This window comes from Streptomyces sp. NPDC020681 (assembly GCF_044334895.1).
GTDB lineage: Bacteria > Actinomycetota > Actinomycetes > Streptomycetales > Streptomycetaceae > Streptomyces.
In genome coordinates this window covers 290,596-306,475 of record NZ_JBIRTX010000006.1, presented here as the reverse complement: position 1 = coordinate 306,475, position 15,880 = coordinate 290,596, and the positions used below count along the sequence as shown (strand labels likewise).

Here is a 15,880-nt window from a genome sequence, read left to right as displayed (position 1 = left end):
GTTACTGAGGTAACTCAAACCTGCGCCAGTTGCGTTACATTGATGCCGTGCTGCCTCTGAACGCTGAATGGTCCGCCCGGCATTCGGTGCAGGCGGTCGCCCTGCGAACTGCCGCGCTCGTCAACGCGCTTGCCGACGAGAGCCTGTCGGCGAGCCATCTCGCCGAGGTGCTGCGCGAGCACGGCGAGACCGGTGAGGTCGAGGTGTCCGGCCACGACATCGCCGAGATGCGCGCCGCCGCGCTCCAGCTCCGTGCGGTCTTCGCCGCGGCCGACGTCGACGAGGCCGCGGCCCTCCTGAACCGTCTGCTCCCGCAGAACGCCGGGGTCCTTCGCCTCACCTCGCACCAGGGCCGCTCGCCGTGGCACCCGCACCTCGACAGCCATGACGAAGCACCGTGGGGCGAGTGGCTGCTCGCCTCCTCCTGTCTGGCGCTGACCGTGCTCGTCTGGGACCGCCAGCGCCCGCCCGGCGGTGTCTGCGCCTCGTCCGCCTGCGGCACTGTCTTCCTCTCGCAAGGCAGCGGACCAACCCGTCGCTACTGCTCACGGCGGTGCGCGACACGCGAACGGGTGGCGGCACACCGCCGCGCGAAAACTTCTTCCGGGAAATCCGCCGGACCGGCCGCATGATGTGTCGATCCGGGCGGGAGCCGTTCGTATAGAGGGTGAAGGCCGGTCGAGGGTGAAAGAACCGGCAGCATCGCTCGTCCAGGAGGAACCGTCATGAAGCAGTACCTGCTCAGCATCTACCAGCCCGACGGCCCCATTCCGCCGCCCGAGTTCCTGGAGCCGGTCATGCGGAACCTCGAGGCCGTGAACGCCGAACTCAGGGCCGCCGGCGCCTGGGTGTTCGCCGGGGGTCTGCACCCGCCGAGCACGGCCACTGTGCTCCAGTTGAAGGGTGACGAGGTGCTCACCACCGACGGCCCATTCGTCGAGGGCAAGGAGCACATCGGCGGCTTCACCGTCTTCCAGGCGCCCGATCTCGACGCCGCGCTCGAGTGGGGCCGCAAGTACGCCCGGGTGCTGGCCCCTCTGTCGATCGAGGTCAGGCCCATGGAGCACGGAACCTGCTAGTGCAGTCCCCCGTGCCGGAGGTGACCGCGTCGGCGATCGAGCGCGTGTTCCGCGAGGAGTACGGACGCGCGGTCGCCGTCCTGGTCCGTGTCTTCGGTGACATCGACGTCGCGGAAGAGGCGGTCCAGGACGCCTTCACCACGGCGGTGCAGCGCTGGCCGTCCGCCGGGCTGCCGCCCAGCCCGGCCGGCTGGATCATCACCACCGCCCGCAACCGGGCGATCGACCGGCTCCGCCGCGAGGCTTCCCGCGCGGACCGGCATGCCCAGGCCGCGCTGCTGCACGCCGCCGACGAACCTGCAGAGGAGGGTCCCGTGCGCGACGACCGGCTGCGCCTGATCTTCACCTGCTGCCACCCGGCGCTCGCCACCGGCGCGCAGGTCGCGCTGACGCTCCGGCTGCTGGGCGGCCTCACGACCACGGAGATCGCGCGCGCCTTCCTGGTCGCCGAGCCGGCGATGGCGCAGCGGCTGGTGCGCGCCAAGGGCAAGATCCGTGACGCGGGCATTCCGTACCGCGTGCCGCGCGAGGCCGATCTGCCGGACCGGCTCAAGGCCGTGCTCGCCGTCGTCTACCTGATCTTCAACGAGGGATACACCGCCACCGCGGGAGAACGTCTGGTCCGCGAGGACCTGTGCACGGAGGCGATCCGACTGGGCCGGCTGCTGGAGCAGCTGATGCCCGACGAACCGGAGGCCAAGGGGCTGCTCGCGCTGATGCTGCTCGTCGAGTCCCGCCGGACCGCCCGCACGACGGCGGACGGCGAACTGGTGCTGCTGGCCGACCAGGACCGGGACCGCTGGGACCGGGCACTCGTCGCCGAGGGCCAGGCTCTCGTACGGCAGTGTCTGCGGCGCAATCAGCCCGGCCCGTACCAGATCCAGGCGGCGATCAACGCGGTCCACAGCGCCGCTCCGGTGGCGGCGGCCACGGACTGGCGGCAGATCCTTCAGCTCTACGACCAGCTGCTCGCGCTCGCGCCGACCCCGGTCGTCGCGCTCAACCGCGCGGTGGCTGTGGCCGAGTGGGAGGGCCCGGCCACGGCCCTGGCACTGGTCGACGGCCTGGACCTCACCAGCCACCGGCTGTTCCACGCGATCCGCGCGGATCTGCTGCGCCGGCTCGGCCGGGACGGCGAGGCGGCTCAGGCGTACGACGCTGCGCTCGCGCTCACCGAGAACGCGCCGGAGCGGGCCTTTCTGCGCCGTCGGCGGGACGGGCTCAGCGACGGCCGGTGAGGGGCGATCACGCCGCCATCTGGAGGCGCAGGCTCCAGCGGCCCGCCGTGCCGAGCAGAGTGACCGTCGACAGCGGCCGGACGTCCACGTTCCAGTACGAGGACGGCGGGGCCTTGAGCGCGTACACCAGAGCCGCCCGTACCACCGCGGGTTCCGCGACGGCCACGATCGTTCCGCCGTCCTCGGCGGGCCTGGTGTCCAGCCAGCCCCCTATCCGGGAGATGAACGCGAGCAGCGATTCGCCGCCGTGCGGAGTGGACCGCGGGTCGGCGAGCCAGGCGTCCACGGCGGCCGGTTCCACGGCCGCCACCTCGGAGAGGGTGAAGCCGCGCCAGCGGCCCATGTCGCAGTCGCGGAGCGCGGGCTGGGCGATCGGCGCGAAGCCGAGGGCGTCCGCGGTCGCGCGGCTGCGGGCGGTCGGCGAGCAGTACCGCAGGTCGGCGACGTTGAGCGGCACGAGGGCATGCGCGGCGAACTGCACCTCGTGCCAGCCGGTCTGGTCGAGGGGCCGGTCGTCGTCGAAGCGCTCGGCGAGTTTGGGCGAGCTGCGGGCGGCAGCCACCAAGGTGATCCGGACACTCATGGCGAGATGGTGGTTCCACGGAGCCCGCAGGTCAAGGGGACAAAATGGCGGCCTGGCGGCGTCATGCCGCCGGTTCGGCCACGAGTGTTTCGTCGCAGGCGGCGCGCAGTCTGCGTACCCCTTCGGCGATCTCGGATCCGCCCGCGACACCCGCGAAGCTCAACCGCACATGTCCGGCCGGTGGTTCGGCACAGAAGTAGGGACGGCCGGGGGCGAGCGCGACGCCCGCGCGCAGGGCCGCGGAGAGCAGCACCGCCTCTTCGGCCCCGTCCGGGAGGCGCAGCCAGAGGTGATTTCCGCCGGACGGAATATACGGAAGGGACAATTCCGGCAGTACGGAGCGCAGCGCGGCGGTCATGGTGTCGCGACGGACCTTCAACTCGACTGCCACGGCACGGAGATGACGACTCCAGGCCGGGGCGCCGACCAGCTCCAGGGCCGCCTCCTGAAGCGGGCGGGGCACAAAGAAGGTGTCGACGACATGGATGGCGCGCAGCCGTTCCAGCACGGGGCCGCGAGCCGCCAGCATGCCCACGCGCAGGCTGGGCGAGGTGACCTTGGTGAGTGAGCTGACATGGACGACGACGCCGTCCCGGTCGTCGGCGGCGAGCGGCCTCGGCAGCGGCCCGGCGTCCTCGTGGACCAGCCGGCGCGCGAAGTCGTCCTCGACGACGAAGGCCCCGGCCTCGCGAGCGATGCGCAGCACCTCGGGCCGGCGGCCGGGCGACAGGACCGCGCCGGTCGGGTTCTGGAACAGCGGCTGGCAGACGAAGACGCGGGCGCCGGTGGCCTTGAAGGCGGCGGCGAGCAGTTCCGTACGGACACCCTCGGCGTCGACGGGCACCGGCACGGGCCGCAGCCCGGCGGCGCGCGCGATGGCCAGCATGCCCGGATAGGTGGGCGACTCGACAAGAACGGGCGCGCCGGGCGGGGCGAGCGCACGGAGCGCAGTGGTCAGCGCGGACTGACCGCCCGCGGTGATCAGTACGTCCGCAGCGCCGGTCGTGTCGCCGAGACCGCGCGCGAACCACTCGCGCAGTTCGGGCAGCCCGTCGACAGGCGGCCGCGACCAGGCACCGGGCCGGCGTCCGGCCCGGGCGAGCGCTGCGGCCATGGCCCGCTCGGGCTGGAGCGAGGAGTGCAGATAGCCGCCGTTGAACTCGACGACGCCGGGCGGCGGCGCGGCGAGCGTGGCCAGGACCCCGGACGCGTCGACGGCCCGCGGAACGACCTCGGCGGCGGCGTCGGCACTGAGGGTGACCTCCTGCCAGGAGGTGTCGCCCGGGGCCGAGACCGCGGTACGGGGCTGTGCGCGGAACGCACCGGCCCCGGGACGGGTGACGACGAGTCCTTCGGCAACGAGCTGAGCGAGCGCCCGGGAGACGGTCACCGGGGAGACCCGAAAGCGCTCGACGAGGGCTCGACTGGACGGCAGCTTTCCACCGGGCGAGTAGCGGTCAAGTTCCTGTTTCAGCGAGTTTGCCAGCTCACCGACACTGCTACGCTCATGCATGAGACCACAGGATAGCGCTACTGCTTCACCTTCGATAGCGGTCGCCACCACGCCCGAGCCCGTCGGCCCGCCCCAGGCCCGCACCGGGACCCTTCTCGCCGCGCTCGGCGTCCTCGCCTTCTCGACCACCTTTCCGTCCACCGTGTGGGGCCTGGAATCCTTCGGCCCCTGGTCCCTCGTCGCCCTCCGCACCGTCCTCGCCGCGCTCGTCGCCGGCGGGTTTCTGCTTGTGGGCCGCGCGCCGCTGCCGGAGCGCCGGCACTGGGGCCCGCTCGTCGTCGTCGTCGGCGGCGTGGTCGTCGGGTTTCCGATGCTGACGACGCTGGCGTTGCAGACGTCGAGCACCTCGCACGCGGCCGTCGTGGTGGGCATGCTGCCGCTGACCACCGCCGCCTTCGCGGCACTGCGCACTGGCCGGCGTCCCTCGCGCGGCTCTGGCTCGCCGCCCTCGCGGGCGCCGGCGTGGTGATCGCCTTCACCGTGCAGGAGAGCGGCGGAGCGCTCGAGACCGGCGATCTGTATCTGTTCTGCGCGCTGCTGGTGTGCGCGGCCGGATACACCGAGGGCGGCAGGCTGGCCCGGCACATGCCCGGCTGGCACGTGGTCGGCTGGGCGCTGCTGATGTGTCTGCCGTTCGCGCTCGCCGGCGGGGCCGTGGCGCTGGCCCACGAGCCGGTACGGCTTACGGGCCACGGTGTGGCCGGGCTGCTCTGGGTCGCCGTCGGCTCCACGTTCTTCGGCCTGTACGTCTGGTACCGCGGCATGGCCTCGATCGGCATCGCCCGGGCCAGTCAGCTCCAGCTCGCCCAGCCGCTGCTCACGCTCGTCTGGTCGGTGTCCCTCCTGGACGAACGGCTCTCGCCGGCCGCGCCGGCCGCGGCCGTCGCCGTACTCGTGTGCATCGCCGTCACGCAGCGCGCCCGCAGCTAGCGGGCGCGGCGGCCGGTGGGGCAGGAGACGGTGGGGCAGGAGATGTCTTCAGTGGGGCGCGAGAAGCCGTCGGCGCGATGCCGCCCCGCCAATGACCGAGCCCCTTGGGGTGCAACTCCCCGACCCGGCCGTAGACTCGGAAACACGGACCACTGCCTTCGAGGAGGTCACTCCCGATGCATGCGAACGTGGGCGACAAGCTCCTGGTGCACGGCAGGATCGTGGGCCAGCACGACAGGATCGCCGAGGTCGTCGAAGTACTCGGAGCGGAGGGCACTCCGCCGTTCCGCGTCCGCTTCGAGGACGGGCACGAGACGCTGATGTCCCCGGGCCCCGACACCGTCGTCAAGCCGCACGAAACCGCCTGACCCACCAACACCGCTCCACCAGTCATGCCGTCAGCCCGGCGGCAGCACCTTGGTCGGATAGTGGTCGGCCACCACCCTGGCCATCGCCCCGATCGGATCCGTCATGACTTCCTTGGCCGAGAAGAAGCAGTGGCCCTGGACATTCGCGTACGAGCGGGCCAGCGTCAGATGGCGGGACAGTTCGGCCGGGTCCTGCCACGGCGCGGGCTGGGCGGGGTCGCCGGCCTTGTAGAGAGCCTCCCCGATGAAGAGATCGACGTCCGTGCCGCCCACGACGTCGTGCCACCACGGCAGGAGTTTCGCGTAGTCCGCGGCGGCGAAGCCGATGTTCCAGTAGATCTGCGGGACCACATAGTCGATCCAGCCCTGCTTGACCCACTTGCGGGTGTCCGCGTGCAGGTTGTCGTAGGTCTGCACGCCCGCGCTGGTGTCGGAGCCCAGTGGATCGGTGACGGCGTTGCGCCACACTCCGAACGGGCTGATGCCGAACCGGACGTCGCTCTTGACCTCCTTGATCCGCGCGGCCATCTCGCTGATCAGCCGGTCGATGTTGTCGCGGCGCCAGGCAGCCTTGTTCGGGAAGCCGGCGCCGTAGCGGGCGTACGTCGCGTCGTCGTCGAAGACCTGTCCGGCGACCGGATACGGATAGAAGTAGTCGTCGAAGTGGACGGCGTCGAGGTCGTAGCGGCGTACGGCGTCCACCATCGCGTCCTGGACGAAGGCGCGGACCGCCGGGATGCCGGGGTTGTAGTACAGCTTCCCGCCGTACGGCAGCACCCAGTCCGGATGCACCCGGGCCGGGTGCCCGGCGACCAGCCGGGACGGATCGGTGTGGACGGCGACGCGGTACGGGTTGAACCAGGCATGCAGTTCCAGACCGCGCAGGTGCGCCTCGCTCACGGCGCAGCCGAGCGGGTCCCAGCCGGGGTCCTGGCCCTGTGCGCCGGTGAGGTACTCCGACCACGGCTCGTGGGGCGAGGGCCAGAACGCGTCCGCCGTGGGCCTGACCTGGAGGACGACGGCGTTCAGCCGGCGGGCTGCCGCGGTGTCGAGGTGGCCGAGCAGTTCCGCGCGCTGCTTGGCGGCGGTCAGTCCGGGCTTCGACGGCCAGTCGCGGTTGGTGACCGTGGCGACCCACATGCCGCGGAACTCCGGCCGCGGGACATGCCCCCTGCCCTTCCTGCCGGCGGCCGGCAACGCGGCCGCATCACCGGCCGTCGTCAGCCCGGCCAGCACTCCGGCCGCCGCCGCCATGAACCCTCGCCTACCCATACGCCCCATATGTCGCTCCTGGTGGTCTGGTCGCCCTCGTCGCCGGTAGCCGCACCCGCTCAGCATGCCCGCCCCTGGGGGGCATCTCTCGGATCTTGCCGGGCTCGCGTGCCCTGGCACGGCACCTCGCCGCGTTGTCGTCAGTCGCCGACGCTCCGCGTCGTCTCCTTCCTCCGCCTTGCGATGCACCGCACCAGACCCCGCTCACTGATCCGACCTGATCCGAGAGATGCCCCCTGTGCGCGGTCCACGCACACATCCGGAGTAACGTCGGGGGGTCGGAGCGGGCACCGGAACCATACGGCGGGCTCGCCACACACGATCAGCGAAAGGCACGAGGTGACGGACTCAATGGCCGACATTGCACGCGTCGGAGTGGTGGGCTGTGGCCAGATGGGCGCAGGCATCGCGGAGGTGTGCGCCCGCAGCGGCCTCGAGGTGAAGGTCGCTGAGACCACCGGCGAGGCCCTGGAGATCGGCCGCACCCGGCTGCACAACTCCCTCTCGAAGGCCGCCGAACGCGGCAAGATCACCGAGGCGGAGCGCGACGAGACGTTCGAGCGCCTGAGCTTCACCACCGACCTCGGGGAGTTCGCCGACCGCGATCTCGTCATCGAGGCCGTCGTGGAGAACGAGCAGGTCAAGACCGAGATCTTCCAGGTGCTCGACCAGGTGGTGACCCGTCGGGACGCGATCCTCGCCTCCAACACCTCCTCCATCCCGCTGGTGAAGCTGGCCGTCGCGACCTCGCGGCCCGACCAGGTGATCGGGATCCACTTCTTCAACCCGGCCCCCGTGCAGAAGCTCGTCGAGCTGATCCCGGCGCTGACCACCTCCGAGGAGACGATCAAGCGCTCCGAGGCCGTGGTCCAGATGGTGCTGGACAAGCACGCCATCCGCGCCCAGGACCGCTCGGGCTTCGTGGTGAACGCGCTGCTGATTCCGTATCTGCTCTCCGCGATCCGGATGTTCGAGTCGGGCATCGCCAGCCGCGAGGACATCGACAACGGGATGGAGCTCGGCTGCGCCCACCCGATGGGCCCGCTGAAGCTCTCCGACCTGATCGGTCTCGACACCGTCGCCTCGGTCGCGGACTCGATGTACGCCGAGTTCAAGGAGCCGCTGTACGCCGCTCCCCCGCTGCTGCAGCGGATGGTGGACGCGGGACGCCTCGGCCGTAAGTCGGGCTCCGGGTTCTATCCGTACTCCTGATTCACACGGAGTGTGCGGGGCGCGCCCGCATATGCCCTGCGCACACGCTCCCGCCCGTCGACCACGGAGAGTTGACTCGGTTCCGCTCAGTAAGGAAATTCGTACATCCTTCCGAAGGAGAGCCGATCCGTGTCCACCGACCCAGATCACTTAGTGGTCGTCGAGGAATTCGCCGAGTTACGCCGCAGCCTCGATGTCGGCCTCGCCCGGATCGACGGGCATCTCGCGCTGCTCGCGCAGCGCAACGACCAGATCGACCGGGATGTCAGCGATCTGGCCGCGCGCGTCGTCGCACTCGAGCACGCCAGGTGGCCGCTGCCCGCGGTGGCGGCGCTCACGGCACTGGGAGCGCTGGCGATCGCGGTCTGGCAGGCGCTGGGCCGCTAGGAACCGTCCGGCAGTTCGTGCCGGGCGGCCGCCGGCCCGCGGCGACGGGGCGTCAGCCCAGCCGCAGGTGATGGAGCATCAGCAGCCCGGCCGCCATGTTGGCGGCCGGGACCTCGCCGCGGGCGATCATGTCGGGCACCAGCTTCAGCGGTATCCACTCGCGGCGCGAGGACTCGAAGTCGTCCTCGGGATGCCCGATGTACGTGGCGTCCTCGGCCCAGTAGAGATGGTGCCGGGCGTCGGTGAGGCCGTTGGACGGCTCGACGGTCAGCAGATGGTGGAGGGGTCCGGGACGCCAGCCGGTCTCCTCCTCCATCTCGCGCGCCGCCGCGGCCTCGATGTCCTCGCCGTCCTCGACGACGCCCGCGGCGAGCTCCCAGCCCCAGGTGTCGGTGATGAAGCGATGGCGCCACAGCAGCAGCACCTCGTTGGCCTCGTTGACCACCGTGGCGACGGCGACCGGGCGCAGCCGTATCAGGAAGTGGTCCAGATGCCGTCCGTCGGGCAGCACGACGTCTGCCAGGTTGACCCTGAACCAGCGGTTCTCATACACAGTTTGTTCGCTTAAGTTCGTCCACTGCACTTTTCTGCCACCTTCCGACAAGTAGATGGCAATATCGCAGCAGGAGAGCGGTCAGAGGGGAACGCGCAGTGCCCCGTCGATCAGTTCGGCCGCCTCGTCGGCATTGGAGCACCCGCTTGCCACCAAGTGCTCGCGCACCGCACGAAGCCGGTCCCGGAGCCGCTGCGACTCCATGCCTCTGGCCCGCTCCACCATCTCCGCGGCCGTCCGCGCCGCCCGGTCCGCCTCGCCCTGGCGCAGCTCGATCTGACTGAGCATGCCCAGCCGGTGGACCCGGCCGCGGTCGTGCGCCGGCGAGTCCACGGCGGCCGCGGCATGCTCGCGGGCCGCCGGCAGATCACCGAGGCTGAGCAGCGCCTCCGCGACCTGGACGTTGACCAGGCCCGGCTGGACATAGCCGGTCTCGTCCGGCTCGTGTCCCGGACTGATCCGCTCCGCCTCCAGCTCCGCGCGTCTGATGCAGCGCAGTGCGCTGGCGCCGTCGCCGAGATGGGCGTACGCCTTGGCCTGCATCGCGTACAGATCGGCGGCGAGCGCCGGAGTGATCTGGCTGCCCGCGGCCCGCAGCGCGGCCTCCGCGAAGGCGACCGCCTGCCGGTGCTCGGCCATGAACAGCGACTGGTTGACCAGCAGCGCGATCACATACGCCCCAAGTCCCCGGTCACCGCTGGCCTTTGCCAGCCGCAGCGCCTGGTGGAAGTAGCGCTGGGCGAGTCCGTGCGCGTCGGAGTCGTACGCACAGATCCCGGCGACCGCCACCAGACCGCCCGTCGCCCGGTGCAGTTGGCGGCCGAGCGCATCGCTGTAGGCGCCGCGCAGCAGCGGAGCCGTCTCGCTGTTCAGGAAGCCGACGATGCGCGCGCGGGTCGCTATGCCGCCCGCTCTGCGGTACATCAGCTCGTAGTGCGCCCGGGCCGACCGCAGCATCTTGATGTCGGCCATGCTGACGCGGGTCTGGCCGGTGCGCGAGACGTCCGAGTCCTCCGGCGGGTTCTCCCACTCCCACACGGGCATCACCGCGGGCGTACCGGTGACGGCGGGCGCCCCTATGATGTGCGGCCGTTGCTGCTCGTCGGAGCGCCACAGCGCGGTGGCGCGCTCGACGAAGCCGGAGAGCGGAGAGCCGGGCGGCATGGCCGAATCCCCGTGCACCCCGAGACCGATGTCGCCGAGCGTTATGGCCCGGTGGAGCCGGCCGGCGAGCACCTCGCAGATCAGGTCGGGCACCTGGCCGCGCGGCCGCTGGCCCTTCAACCACCGTGCCACGGCCGTGTGTTCGTACCGCAGCGACAGGCCTCTGGCCCGGCCGGCCTGGTTGACCCGGGCGGCGAGGCCCGCGTTGGAGATGCCCGCCTCGTCGAGGAGTGCGTCGAGCAGGGTGTTGGGCTGCATACGGCCCCTCCGTTGGCTCGGTGGCCTCAGCGTAGTAGAGGGGGATTCGCACGGGGTGTGAATGGAGTGCCCCGATCTGTGCCGCGCGCGCTCTGTTTCCGTGCGGTTCACGCCGGTTGACTGAAATGCCTCTCATGGAGGCGGCCGGGCCGCCGGCTCCCCCTCGTACAGTGCGGCGGCCCTTGTTCGCGTCGTCTGCCCTGCTGATCTGCCCGACACTCCGCGGCAGGGCGGGCGGCGCCGGCCGCACGGCAATCCCTTGGTTGCCTCTCGCTGCACATGGGCTGCGGAAAGACACGCCTAGCGATTGGAGGGCTGCGGCCGGGTACGGCGCAGCGCGGAATCAGAGCACTGCGCCGGGACCCGGGAACGGTCGTTGCGCAGGACGAGCAGCGCCACATCGTCGGCGAGCCGCCCGCCGGTGTGCCGCAGCAACTCCGTGTGCACGACCGAGATCACGGCGGCGGGCGAGACCGGCGAGCCAAGCGCCGCCTCGGCGAGCACGGCTTCCAGGCCGAAGAACTTCCCCGACGCGTCCCGGGCGTCCGCCGCTCCGTCCGTGTGCAGAAACAGCGCCTCGCCGGACAGCAGCCGGGCACACGGGCGCACCGGCAGCTCGGCGGGCAGCGGAAACAGGCCGAGCGGCGGCAGCGGCTCGGCGCAGGACAGCGGCTCGACACCGCGGAGGCCGAGCCGGTACGGCCACGGATGACCGCAGTTGAGCGCCAGCACGCCGCCGTCCTGGCCGATCTCCAGCAGCAGTACGGTGACGAACTCCTCCGCCGACGGACTGTCCGGCTCTCCCCCACAGGACGCCGGATGCTCCTCGCGTGCCCGTTCCCGCAGATGCCGCTGGATCGCCCGGTCCAGCCGCCGCAGTACGCCGCCCAGTTCGGCCTCGTCGTACGCGGCCTCCCGGAAACTGCCGAGCACCGCGGCGACCGCCCCGATCGCGCCGAGACCGTGGCCGCGGACATCGCCGATGACGATGCGGACGCCGTACGGCGTGGCCACCGCCTCGTACAGATCGCCGCCGACCGTGGCCGACCGGCTCACCGTGAGCTGGCTCGCGGCGAGCGCGAGACCGTCGAGGCGCGGCGGCAGCGGACGCAGCAGGACCCGCTGGGCGGCGTGGGCGACGGCCCGGACCCGGGCCAGCTCGCGGCTCAACTCCCGCCGCACACCGAACACCAGGAGCGCGCCGACCACGAAGAAGACGCTGCCGGTGACGATCCGCTGGACCAGGCTCTGTGGGTGCTCGGGCGGCCAGGCGATCTTCCACACGAGAGCCAGGGCGCCCCAGGCGGCGGGCAGCAGCAACGGAAGCAGCCGGCGGGCCCGCGACCCGTCGGCGCAACCGGCCCTGGCGAGGCGTCGCAAAGGGGGAAAGGGACTGCCAGACCTCGTACGGATCATGCCGATGGTCCCCTCATAGGCCCTGTCCGGCACGCAGGACCGCCCCTACGGCCGCGTCGATTCTGTCGACCGGCCGGGGGCAAAGGGAACATCGGCCATGGTTCTCACCCAAATGAGTGAGGGGCGCACCCAGTTGTCCGGGTGCGCCCCTCAGCTGCAACGTCGCTCCGTCGCAAGAGCCGGTCAGGCGCCGCGCAGCACCGCGCCCGTGCGCTCGGCGGCGAGCGCGACGGCGGCGTCACGCGCGGCCGTGGCCTCCTCCACCGTCAGCGTCCGGTCCGCGGCACGGAACCGCAGCGCGTACGCCAGCGACTTCTTGCCCTCGCCGATCTGCGACCCGACAAATACGTCGAACAGCCGGACGGACTCCAGCAGTTCGCCCGCGCCCTCGCGCAGCACCTGCTCGACGTCCGCGGAAGGCACGTCCGACGAGACGACCAGCGCGACGTCCTGTGTGGCCACCGGGAACGTGGAGATCCGCGGCGCCACGAGCGCTCCGGCCGACGCCTGCTCCACCAGGTCCAGGTTCAGCTCCATCGCACAGCTGCGGGCGGGCAGATGCAGGGCCTTGACCACGCGCGGGTGCAACTCGCCCGCGTAACCGACGGTCCGCTCGGTGCCGTCGATCACCACGGCGAGTTCGGCGCAGCGGCCGGGGTGCCACGGCCCGAACTGGCCCTGGCGGACGATCAGTTCGGCCCCGGCCTCGCGGGCGACCGTACGGGCGGTCTCGACCGCGTCGGCCCATTCCGCGGGCCGGCCCTTGCCCCACCATCCGGCCTGCTCACGAGCACCGGAAAGCACGGCGGCGACATGGCGCGGCTGTACGGGCAGCACTCCGCTCAGACCGGCGATCTCCTCGTCGGTCGGACGGCGGTGGACCGGCAGCCGTACGGCAATGCCTTCCTTCTCCGGAGCCCGGAAGACCAGTCCGGTCTCGAAGAGCGCCAGATCGTGGCTGCCGCGCCCGTCGTTGCGGCGCAGCGCGCCGAGCAGACCCGGCAGCAGCGTGGTGCGCAGCGCCGGCTCCTCGTCGGAGAGCGGGTTGACCAGCCTGACCAGCCGGCGGCTCTCGTCGTCCGCCGGGATGTCGAGCTTGTCGAGGACCTGCTCACCGATGAACGGGTAGTTCAGCGCCTCGACATAACCGGCGCCGGCCAGCGCGCGGCCGACGCGGCGATACAGCCGCTGCCGTTCGGTGAGCCCTCGCCCCGGAGGCGGAGTGGGCAGCGTCGACGGCAGGTTCTCGTACCCCTCCAGCCGGATGACCTCTTCGGCGAGGTCGTTCGGCTCGGCGAGGTCGGGACGCCAGGACGGCACGGTGACGACCAGCTCGTCCTGTCCGTAGACGTCGCAGCCGACCTCCTGGAGGCGGCGTACGACGGTCTCGCGGCCGTAGTCCACACCCGCGACACGGTCGGGGTGGTTCGCCGGCATGGCGATGGTGCGCGGCGCGGACGGGGCGACGACCTCGGTGACCCCGGCCTCGGCGGTGCCGCCCGCGAGCAGCACCAGCAGGTCGACGGTCCGCTGCGCTGCGGCGGCCGCGGCCTGCGGGTCGACTCCGCGCTCGAAGCGCTTGGACGCTTCGGAAGCCAGCTTGTGGCGGCGCGCGGTCCGGGCGATGGAGATCGCGTCGAAGTGCGCGGCCTCGATGACGACAGCGGTGGTGGCACCGGCCTCGTCGTGGTCCGCGATCTCCGTGTTGGCGCCGCCCATGACGCCCGCCAGGCCGATCGGCCCGCGGTTGTCGGTGATCACCAGGTCCTCGGCGTCCAGCACCCGCTGGACACCGTCGAGGGTGATGAGCTTCTCGCCGGGCTCGGCGCGGCGCACTCCGACCGGCCCGTCGAGGCGGGTGCGGTCGTACGCGTGCAGCGGCTGACCGAGCTCCAGCATCACGTAGTTGGTGATGTCGACGGCGAGCGAGATCGGACGCATCCCGGCCTTCTGCAACCTGCGCTTCAGCCAGATCGGGGAGCGCGCCTCGGGCTCCAGGCCGACGACGGTGCGCGCGGTGAAGCGGTCGCAGCCGATCGGGTCGGCGACCTTCACCACGTAGCCGTACGAGTTCGGGGCCGGGACGTCGAGCAGCGCCGGGTCGCGCAGCGGCAGGCGGTACGCGGTGGCGGTCTCGCGGGCGACGCCACGCATCGAGAGGCAGTAGCCGCGGTCGGGCGTGACCGCGATGTCGAGGACCTCGTCGACGAGTTCGAGCAGTTCGATGGCGTCGGTGCCGACCTCGTGCTCCGGCGGCAGCACGATGATGCCGCCGCTGCCGTCGTCACCCATGCCGAGCTCGTCGCCGGAGCAGATCATGCCGTGCGAGGTCTTGCCGTACGTCTTGCGCGCGGCGATCGCGAAGTCGCCGGGCAGCACGGCGCCGGGCAGGACCACGACGACCTTGTCGCCGACGGCGAAGTTGCGCGCGCCGCAGACGATCTCCTGCGGCTCGCCGGTTCCGTTCGCCATACCGACGTCGACGGTGCAGAAACGGATCGGCTTCTTGAACTCGGACAGCTCCTCGATGGTGAGGACCTTGCCGACGACGAGGGGGCCCTTGAGCCCTCCGCCGAGCTGCTCGACCGTCTCGACCTCGAGGCCGGCGGTAACGAGCCTGGCCTGGACGTCACGGCCGGTCTCCGTCGCCGGCAGGTCGACGTACTCCCGCAGCCAGGAAAGCGGGACGCGCATCAGATCTCCATCCCGAACGGCCGGGTGAACCGGACGTCACCCTCGACCATGTCTCGCATGTCTTCGACGTTGTGGCGGAACATCAGCATCCGCTCGATGCCGAACCCGAAGGCGAATCCGCTGTACTTCTGGGGGTCGACGCCGCAGGCGATGAGCACCTTCGGGTTGACCATGCCGCAGCCGCCGAGCTCGATCCAGCCCTCGCTGCCGCAGGTGCGGCAGGGCCGGTCCGGGTTGCCGACGGACTCGCCGCGGCACACGTAGCAGACCATGTCCATCTCGGCGGACGGCTCGGTGAAGGGGAAGAAGTTCGGCCGCAGCCGCGTCTTCATGTCCCGGCCGAAGAGTGCCTGGACCATGTGGTCCAGAGTGCCCTTGAGGTCGGCCATGGTCAGGCCCTCGTCGACGGCGAGCAGCTCGATCTGGTGGAAGACCGGGGTGTGCGTCGCGTCCAGCTCGTCGGTGCGGTACACGCGCCCGGGCACGACGACATAGACCGGCGGCTCGCGGTCGAGCAGCGTGCGGGCCTGCACCGGGGAGGTGTGCGTACGCAGCACGACGCCGGACTCGTCGTCCACGGTGCCCTTGGGGCCCTGGACGAAGAAGGTGTCCTGCATCTGCCGGGCCGGGTGGTCGGGCACGAAGTTCAGCGCGTCGAAGTTGAACCACTCCGCCTCGACCTCGGGCCCCTCGGCGACCTCGTAGCCCATGGACACGAAGATGTCCTCGAGCCGCTCCATGAGCGTGGTCAGCGGATGGCGGGCGCCGGCCGGCACACGGTCGTACGGCAGCGTGACGTCCACCGCCTCCTCGACCAGCACCCGGGCGTCTCGGTCGGCCTCCAGCTCTGCCTGGCGTGCGGCGAGCGCCTTGCTGACAACGCCGCGGGCCTGACCCACGCGCTTGCCGGCCTCGGCCTTCGCCTGCGGCGGCAGCGCGCCGATCTCACGGTTGGCGAGCGCGAGCGGCGAGGCTCCGCCGGTGTGCGCGACCTTCGCGTGGGCGAGCTCGTCGAGGTCACCCGCGGCGGCGAAGGCGGCGAGCGCCTCGTCCCGCATGCGCTCGATCTCTTCCGGTTTCAGTGCCTCGACCTCGACAGGGTCGTACGACTTGTTCGGTGCGGACATCTCTTCCCGTACTTCCGATGGGGTGGCTGCCCCCGCTCGTCGACCGAGGACGCAAAGGTGCCAAAAGCCGAGTCTAACGGGGTGTG

The 15,880-nt window shown here is 71.3% G+C and carries 14 protein-coding genes and 1 pseudogene; 7 read left to right on the top strand and 8 right to left on the bottom strand.

What is annotated here, in order from left to right:
- Positions 1–47 precede the first annotated feature (47 nt).
- The 3 genes from ACH4YL_RS17250 (at position 48) to ACH4YL_RS17240 (ending at position 2,317) form a co-directional block, all read left to right on the top strand.
- Positions 48–632, top strand: a complete 585-nt coding sequence (locus tag ACH4YL_RS17250; RefSeq protein ID WP_398508161.1) for a CGNR zinc finger domain-containing protein — start codon at positions 48–50, stop codon at positions 630–632.
- Between the two features lie 93 nt (positions 633–725).
- Complete coding sequence (locus ACH4YL_RS17245) at positions 726–1,079, top strand: YciI family protein (protein WP_398508160.1); 354 nt, start codon at positions 726–728, stop codon at positions 1,077–1,079.
- A gap of 11 nt (positions 1,080–1,090) precedes the next feature.
- Complete coding sequence (locus tag ACH4YL_RS17240) at positions 1,091–2,317, top strand: RNA polymerase sigma factor (protein ID WP_398508376.1); 1,227 nt, start codon at positions 1,091–1,093, stop codon at positions 2,315–2,317.
- A 7-nt stretch (positions 2,318–2,324) separates the two neighbouring features.
- Here ACH4YL_RS17240 and ACH4YL_RS17235 read toward each other — a convergent pair whose 3' ends face one another.
- Both ACH4YL_RS17235 and ACH4YL_RS17230 read right to left on the bottom strand, forming a co-directional pair.
- On the bottom strand, positions 2,325–2,900 hold the full coding sequence (locus ACH4YL_RS17235) for a histidine phosphatase family protein (protein ID WP_398508159.1): 576 nt from the start codon (positions 2,898–2,900) through the stop codon (positions 2,325–2,327).
- Between the two features lie 61 nt (positions 2,901–2,961).
- The gene (locus ACH4YL_RS17230; protein ID WP_398508158.1) at positions 2,962–4,413 is read right to left on the bottom strand and encodes a PLP-dependent aminotransferase family protein; all 1,452 of its coding nucleotides are present in this window, start codon (positions 4,411–4,413) and stop codon (positions 2,962–2,964) included.
- Here ACH4YL_RS17230 and ACH4YL_RS17225 point away from each other — a divergent pair.
- Positions 4,412–5,343 (top strand): annotated as a pseudogene (locus ACH4YL_RS17225) (DMT family transporter). The gene ACH4YL_RS17230 and the pseudogene ACH4YL_RS17225 sit on opposite strands and share 2 nt — an antisense overlap.
- 176 nt (positions 5,344–5,519) lie before the next feature.
- Positions 5,520–5,711 carry a DUF1918 domain-containing protein gene (locus tag ACH4YL_RS17220; protein ID WP_398508157.1) on the top strand — a complete coding sequence of 64 codons (192 nt, stop codon included), beginning with the start codon at positions 5,520–5,522 and terminating at the stop codon, positions 5,709–5,711.
- A 30-nt stretch (positions 5,712–5,741) separates the two neighbouring features.
- On the opposite strand, the gene ACH4YL_RS17215 is transcribed toward ACH4YL_RS17220, so the two are convergent.
- On the bottom strand, positions 5,742–6,992 hold the full coding sequence (locus ACH4YL_RS17215; protein WP_398508156.1) for a glycoside hydrolase family 10 protein: 1,251 nt from the start codon (positions 6,990–6,992) through the stop codon (positions 5,742–5,744).
- 342 nt (positions 6,993–7,334) lie between these two features.
- On the opposite strand from ACH4YL_RS17215, the gene ACH4YL_RS17210 reads away from it, so the two are divergent.
- Together ACH4YL_RS17210 and ACH4YL_RS17205 are read left to right on the top strand one after the other, a co-directional pair.
- Positions 7,335–8,195: a 3-hydroxybutyryl-CoA dehydrogenase gene (locus ACH4YL_RS17210; protein WP_398508155.1), complete on the top strand. Its 861-nt coding sequence runs from the start codon at positions 7,335–7,337 to the stop codon at positions 8,193–8,195.
- A 129-nt stretch (positions 8,196–8,324) separates the two neighbouring features.
- Entirely contained in the window at positions 8,325–8,582 is a 258-nt protein-coding gene (locus tag ACH4YL_RS17205) for a hypothetical protein (protein WP_398508154.1), read from the top strand.
- Positions 8,583–8,634: 52 nt separating this feature from the next.
- Here ACH4YL_RS17205 and ACH4YL_RS17200 read toward each other — a convergent pair whose 3' ends face one another.
- The 5 genes from ACH4YL_RS17200 to pheS form a co-directional block, all read right to left on the bottom strand.
- A complete protein-coding gene (locus ACH4YL_RS17200) occupies positions 8,635–9,165 on the bottom strand; it encodes an NUDIX hydrolase (RefSeq protein ID WP_398508153.1) in 531 nt (176 codons plus the stop codon).
- Between the two features lie 51 nt (positions 9,166–9,216).
- On the bottom strand, positions 9,217–10,557 hold the full coding sequence (locus ACH4YL_RS17195) for a transcriptional regulator (RefSeq protein ID WP_398508152.1): 1,341 nt from the start codon (positions 10,555–10,557) through the stop codon (positions 9,217–9,219).
- A 300-nt stretch (positions 10,558–10,857) separates the two neighbouring features.
- Positions 10,858–11,973 carry a PP2C family protein-serine/threonine phosphatase gene (locus ACH4YL_RS17190; protein WP_398508151.1) on the bottom strand — a complete coding sequence of 372 codons (1,116 nt, stop codon included), beginning with the start codon at positions 11,971–11,973 and terminating at the stop codon, positions 10,858–10,860.
- A 183-nt stretch (positions 11,974–12,156) separates the two neighbouring features.
- Positions 12,157–14,667: a phenylalanine--tRNA ligase subunit beta gene (gene pheT, locus ACH4YL_RS17185; protein WP_398508150.1), complete on the bottom strand. Its 2,511-nt coding sequence runs from the start codon at positions 14,665–14,667 to the stop codon at positions 12,157–12,159.
- Positions 14,667–15,794: a phenylalanine--tRNA ligase subunit alpha gene (gene pheS / locus ACH4YL_RS17180; protein ID WP_398508149.1), complete on the bottom strand. Its 1,128-nt coding sequence runs from the start codon at positions 15,792–15,794 to the stop codon at positions 14,667–14,669. The genes pheT and pheS overlap by 1 nt, the downstream gene beginning before the upstream one ends.
- Positions 15,795–15,880: the final 86 nt, after the last annotated feature.

Excerpts from the sequence above, each read along its gene's own strand:
- ACH4YL_RS17220 (WP_398508157.1), top strand. The coding sequence starts at position 5,520 with ATGCATGCGAACGTGGGCGACAAGCTCCTGGTGCACGGCAGGATCGTG.
- ACH4YL_RS17230 (WP_398508158.1), bottom strand. The coding sequence starts at position 4,413 with ATGCATGAGCGTAGCAGTGTCGGTGAGCTGGCAAACTCGCTGAAACAG.
- ACH4YL_RS17235 (WP_398508159.1), bottom strand. The coding sequence starts at position 2,900 with ATGAGTGTCCGGATCACCTTGGTGGCTGCCGCCCGCAGCTCGCCCAAA.
- pheS (WP_398508149.1), bottom strand. The coding sequence starts at position 15,794 with ATGTCCGCACCGAACAAGTCGTACGACCCTGTCGAGGTCGAGGCACTG.
- ACH4YL_RS17210 (WP_398508155.1), top strand. The coding sequence starts at position 7,335 with ATGGCCGACATTGCACGCGTCGGAGTGGTGGGCTGTGGCCAGATGGGC.
- ACH4YL_RS17215 (WP_398508156.1), bottom strand. The coding sequence starts at position 6,992 with ATGGGGCGTATGGGTAGGCGAGGGTTCATGGCGGCGGCGGCCGGAGTG.
- ACH4YL_RS17190 (WP_398508151.1), bottom strand. The coding sequence starts at position 11,973 with ATGATCCGTACGAGGTCTGGCAGTCCCTTTCCCCCTTTGCGACGCCTC.
- ACH4YL_RS17195 (WP_398508152.1), bottom strand. The coding sequence starts at position 10,557 with ATGCAGCCCAACACCCTGCTCGACGCACTCCTCGACGAGGCGGGCATC.
- pheT (WP_398508150.1), bottom strand. The coding sequence starts at position 14,667 with ATGCGCGTCCCGCTTTCCTGGCTGCGGGAGTACGTCGACCTGCCGGCG.
- ACH4YL_RS17245 (WP_398508160.1), top strand. The coding sequence starts at position 726 with ATGAAGCAGTACCTGCTCAGCATCTACCAGCCCGACGGCCCCATTCCG.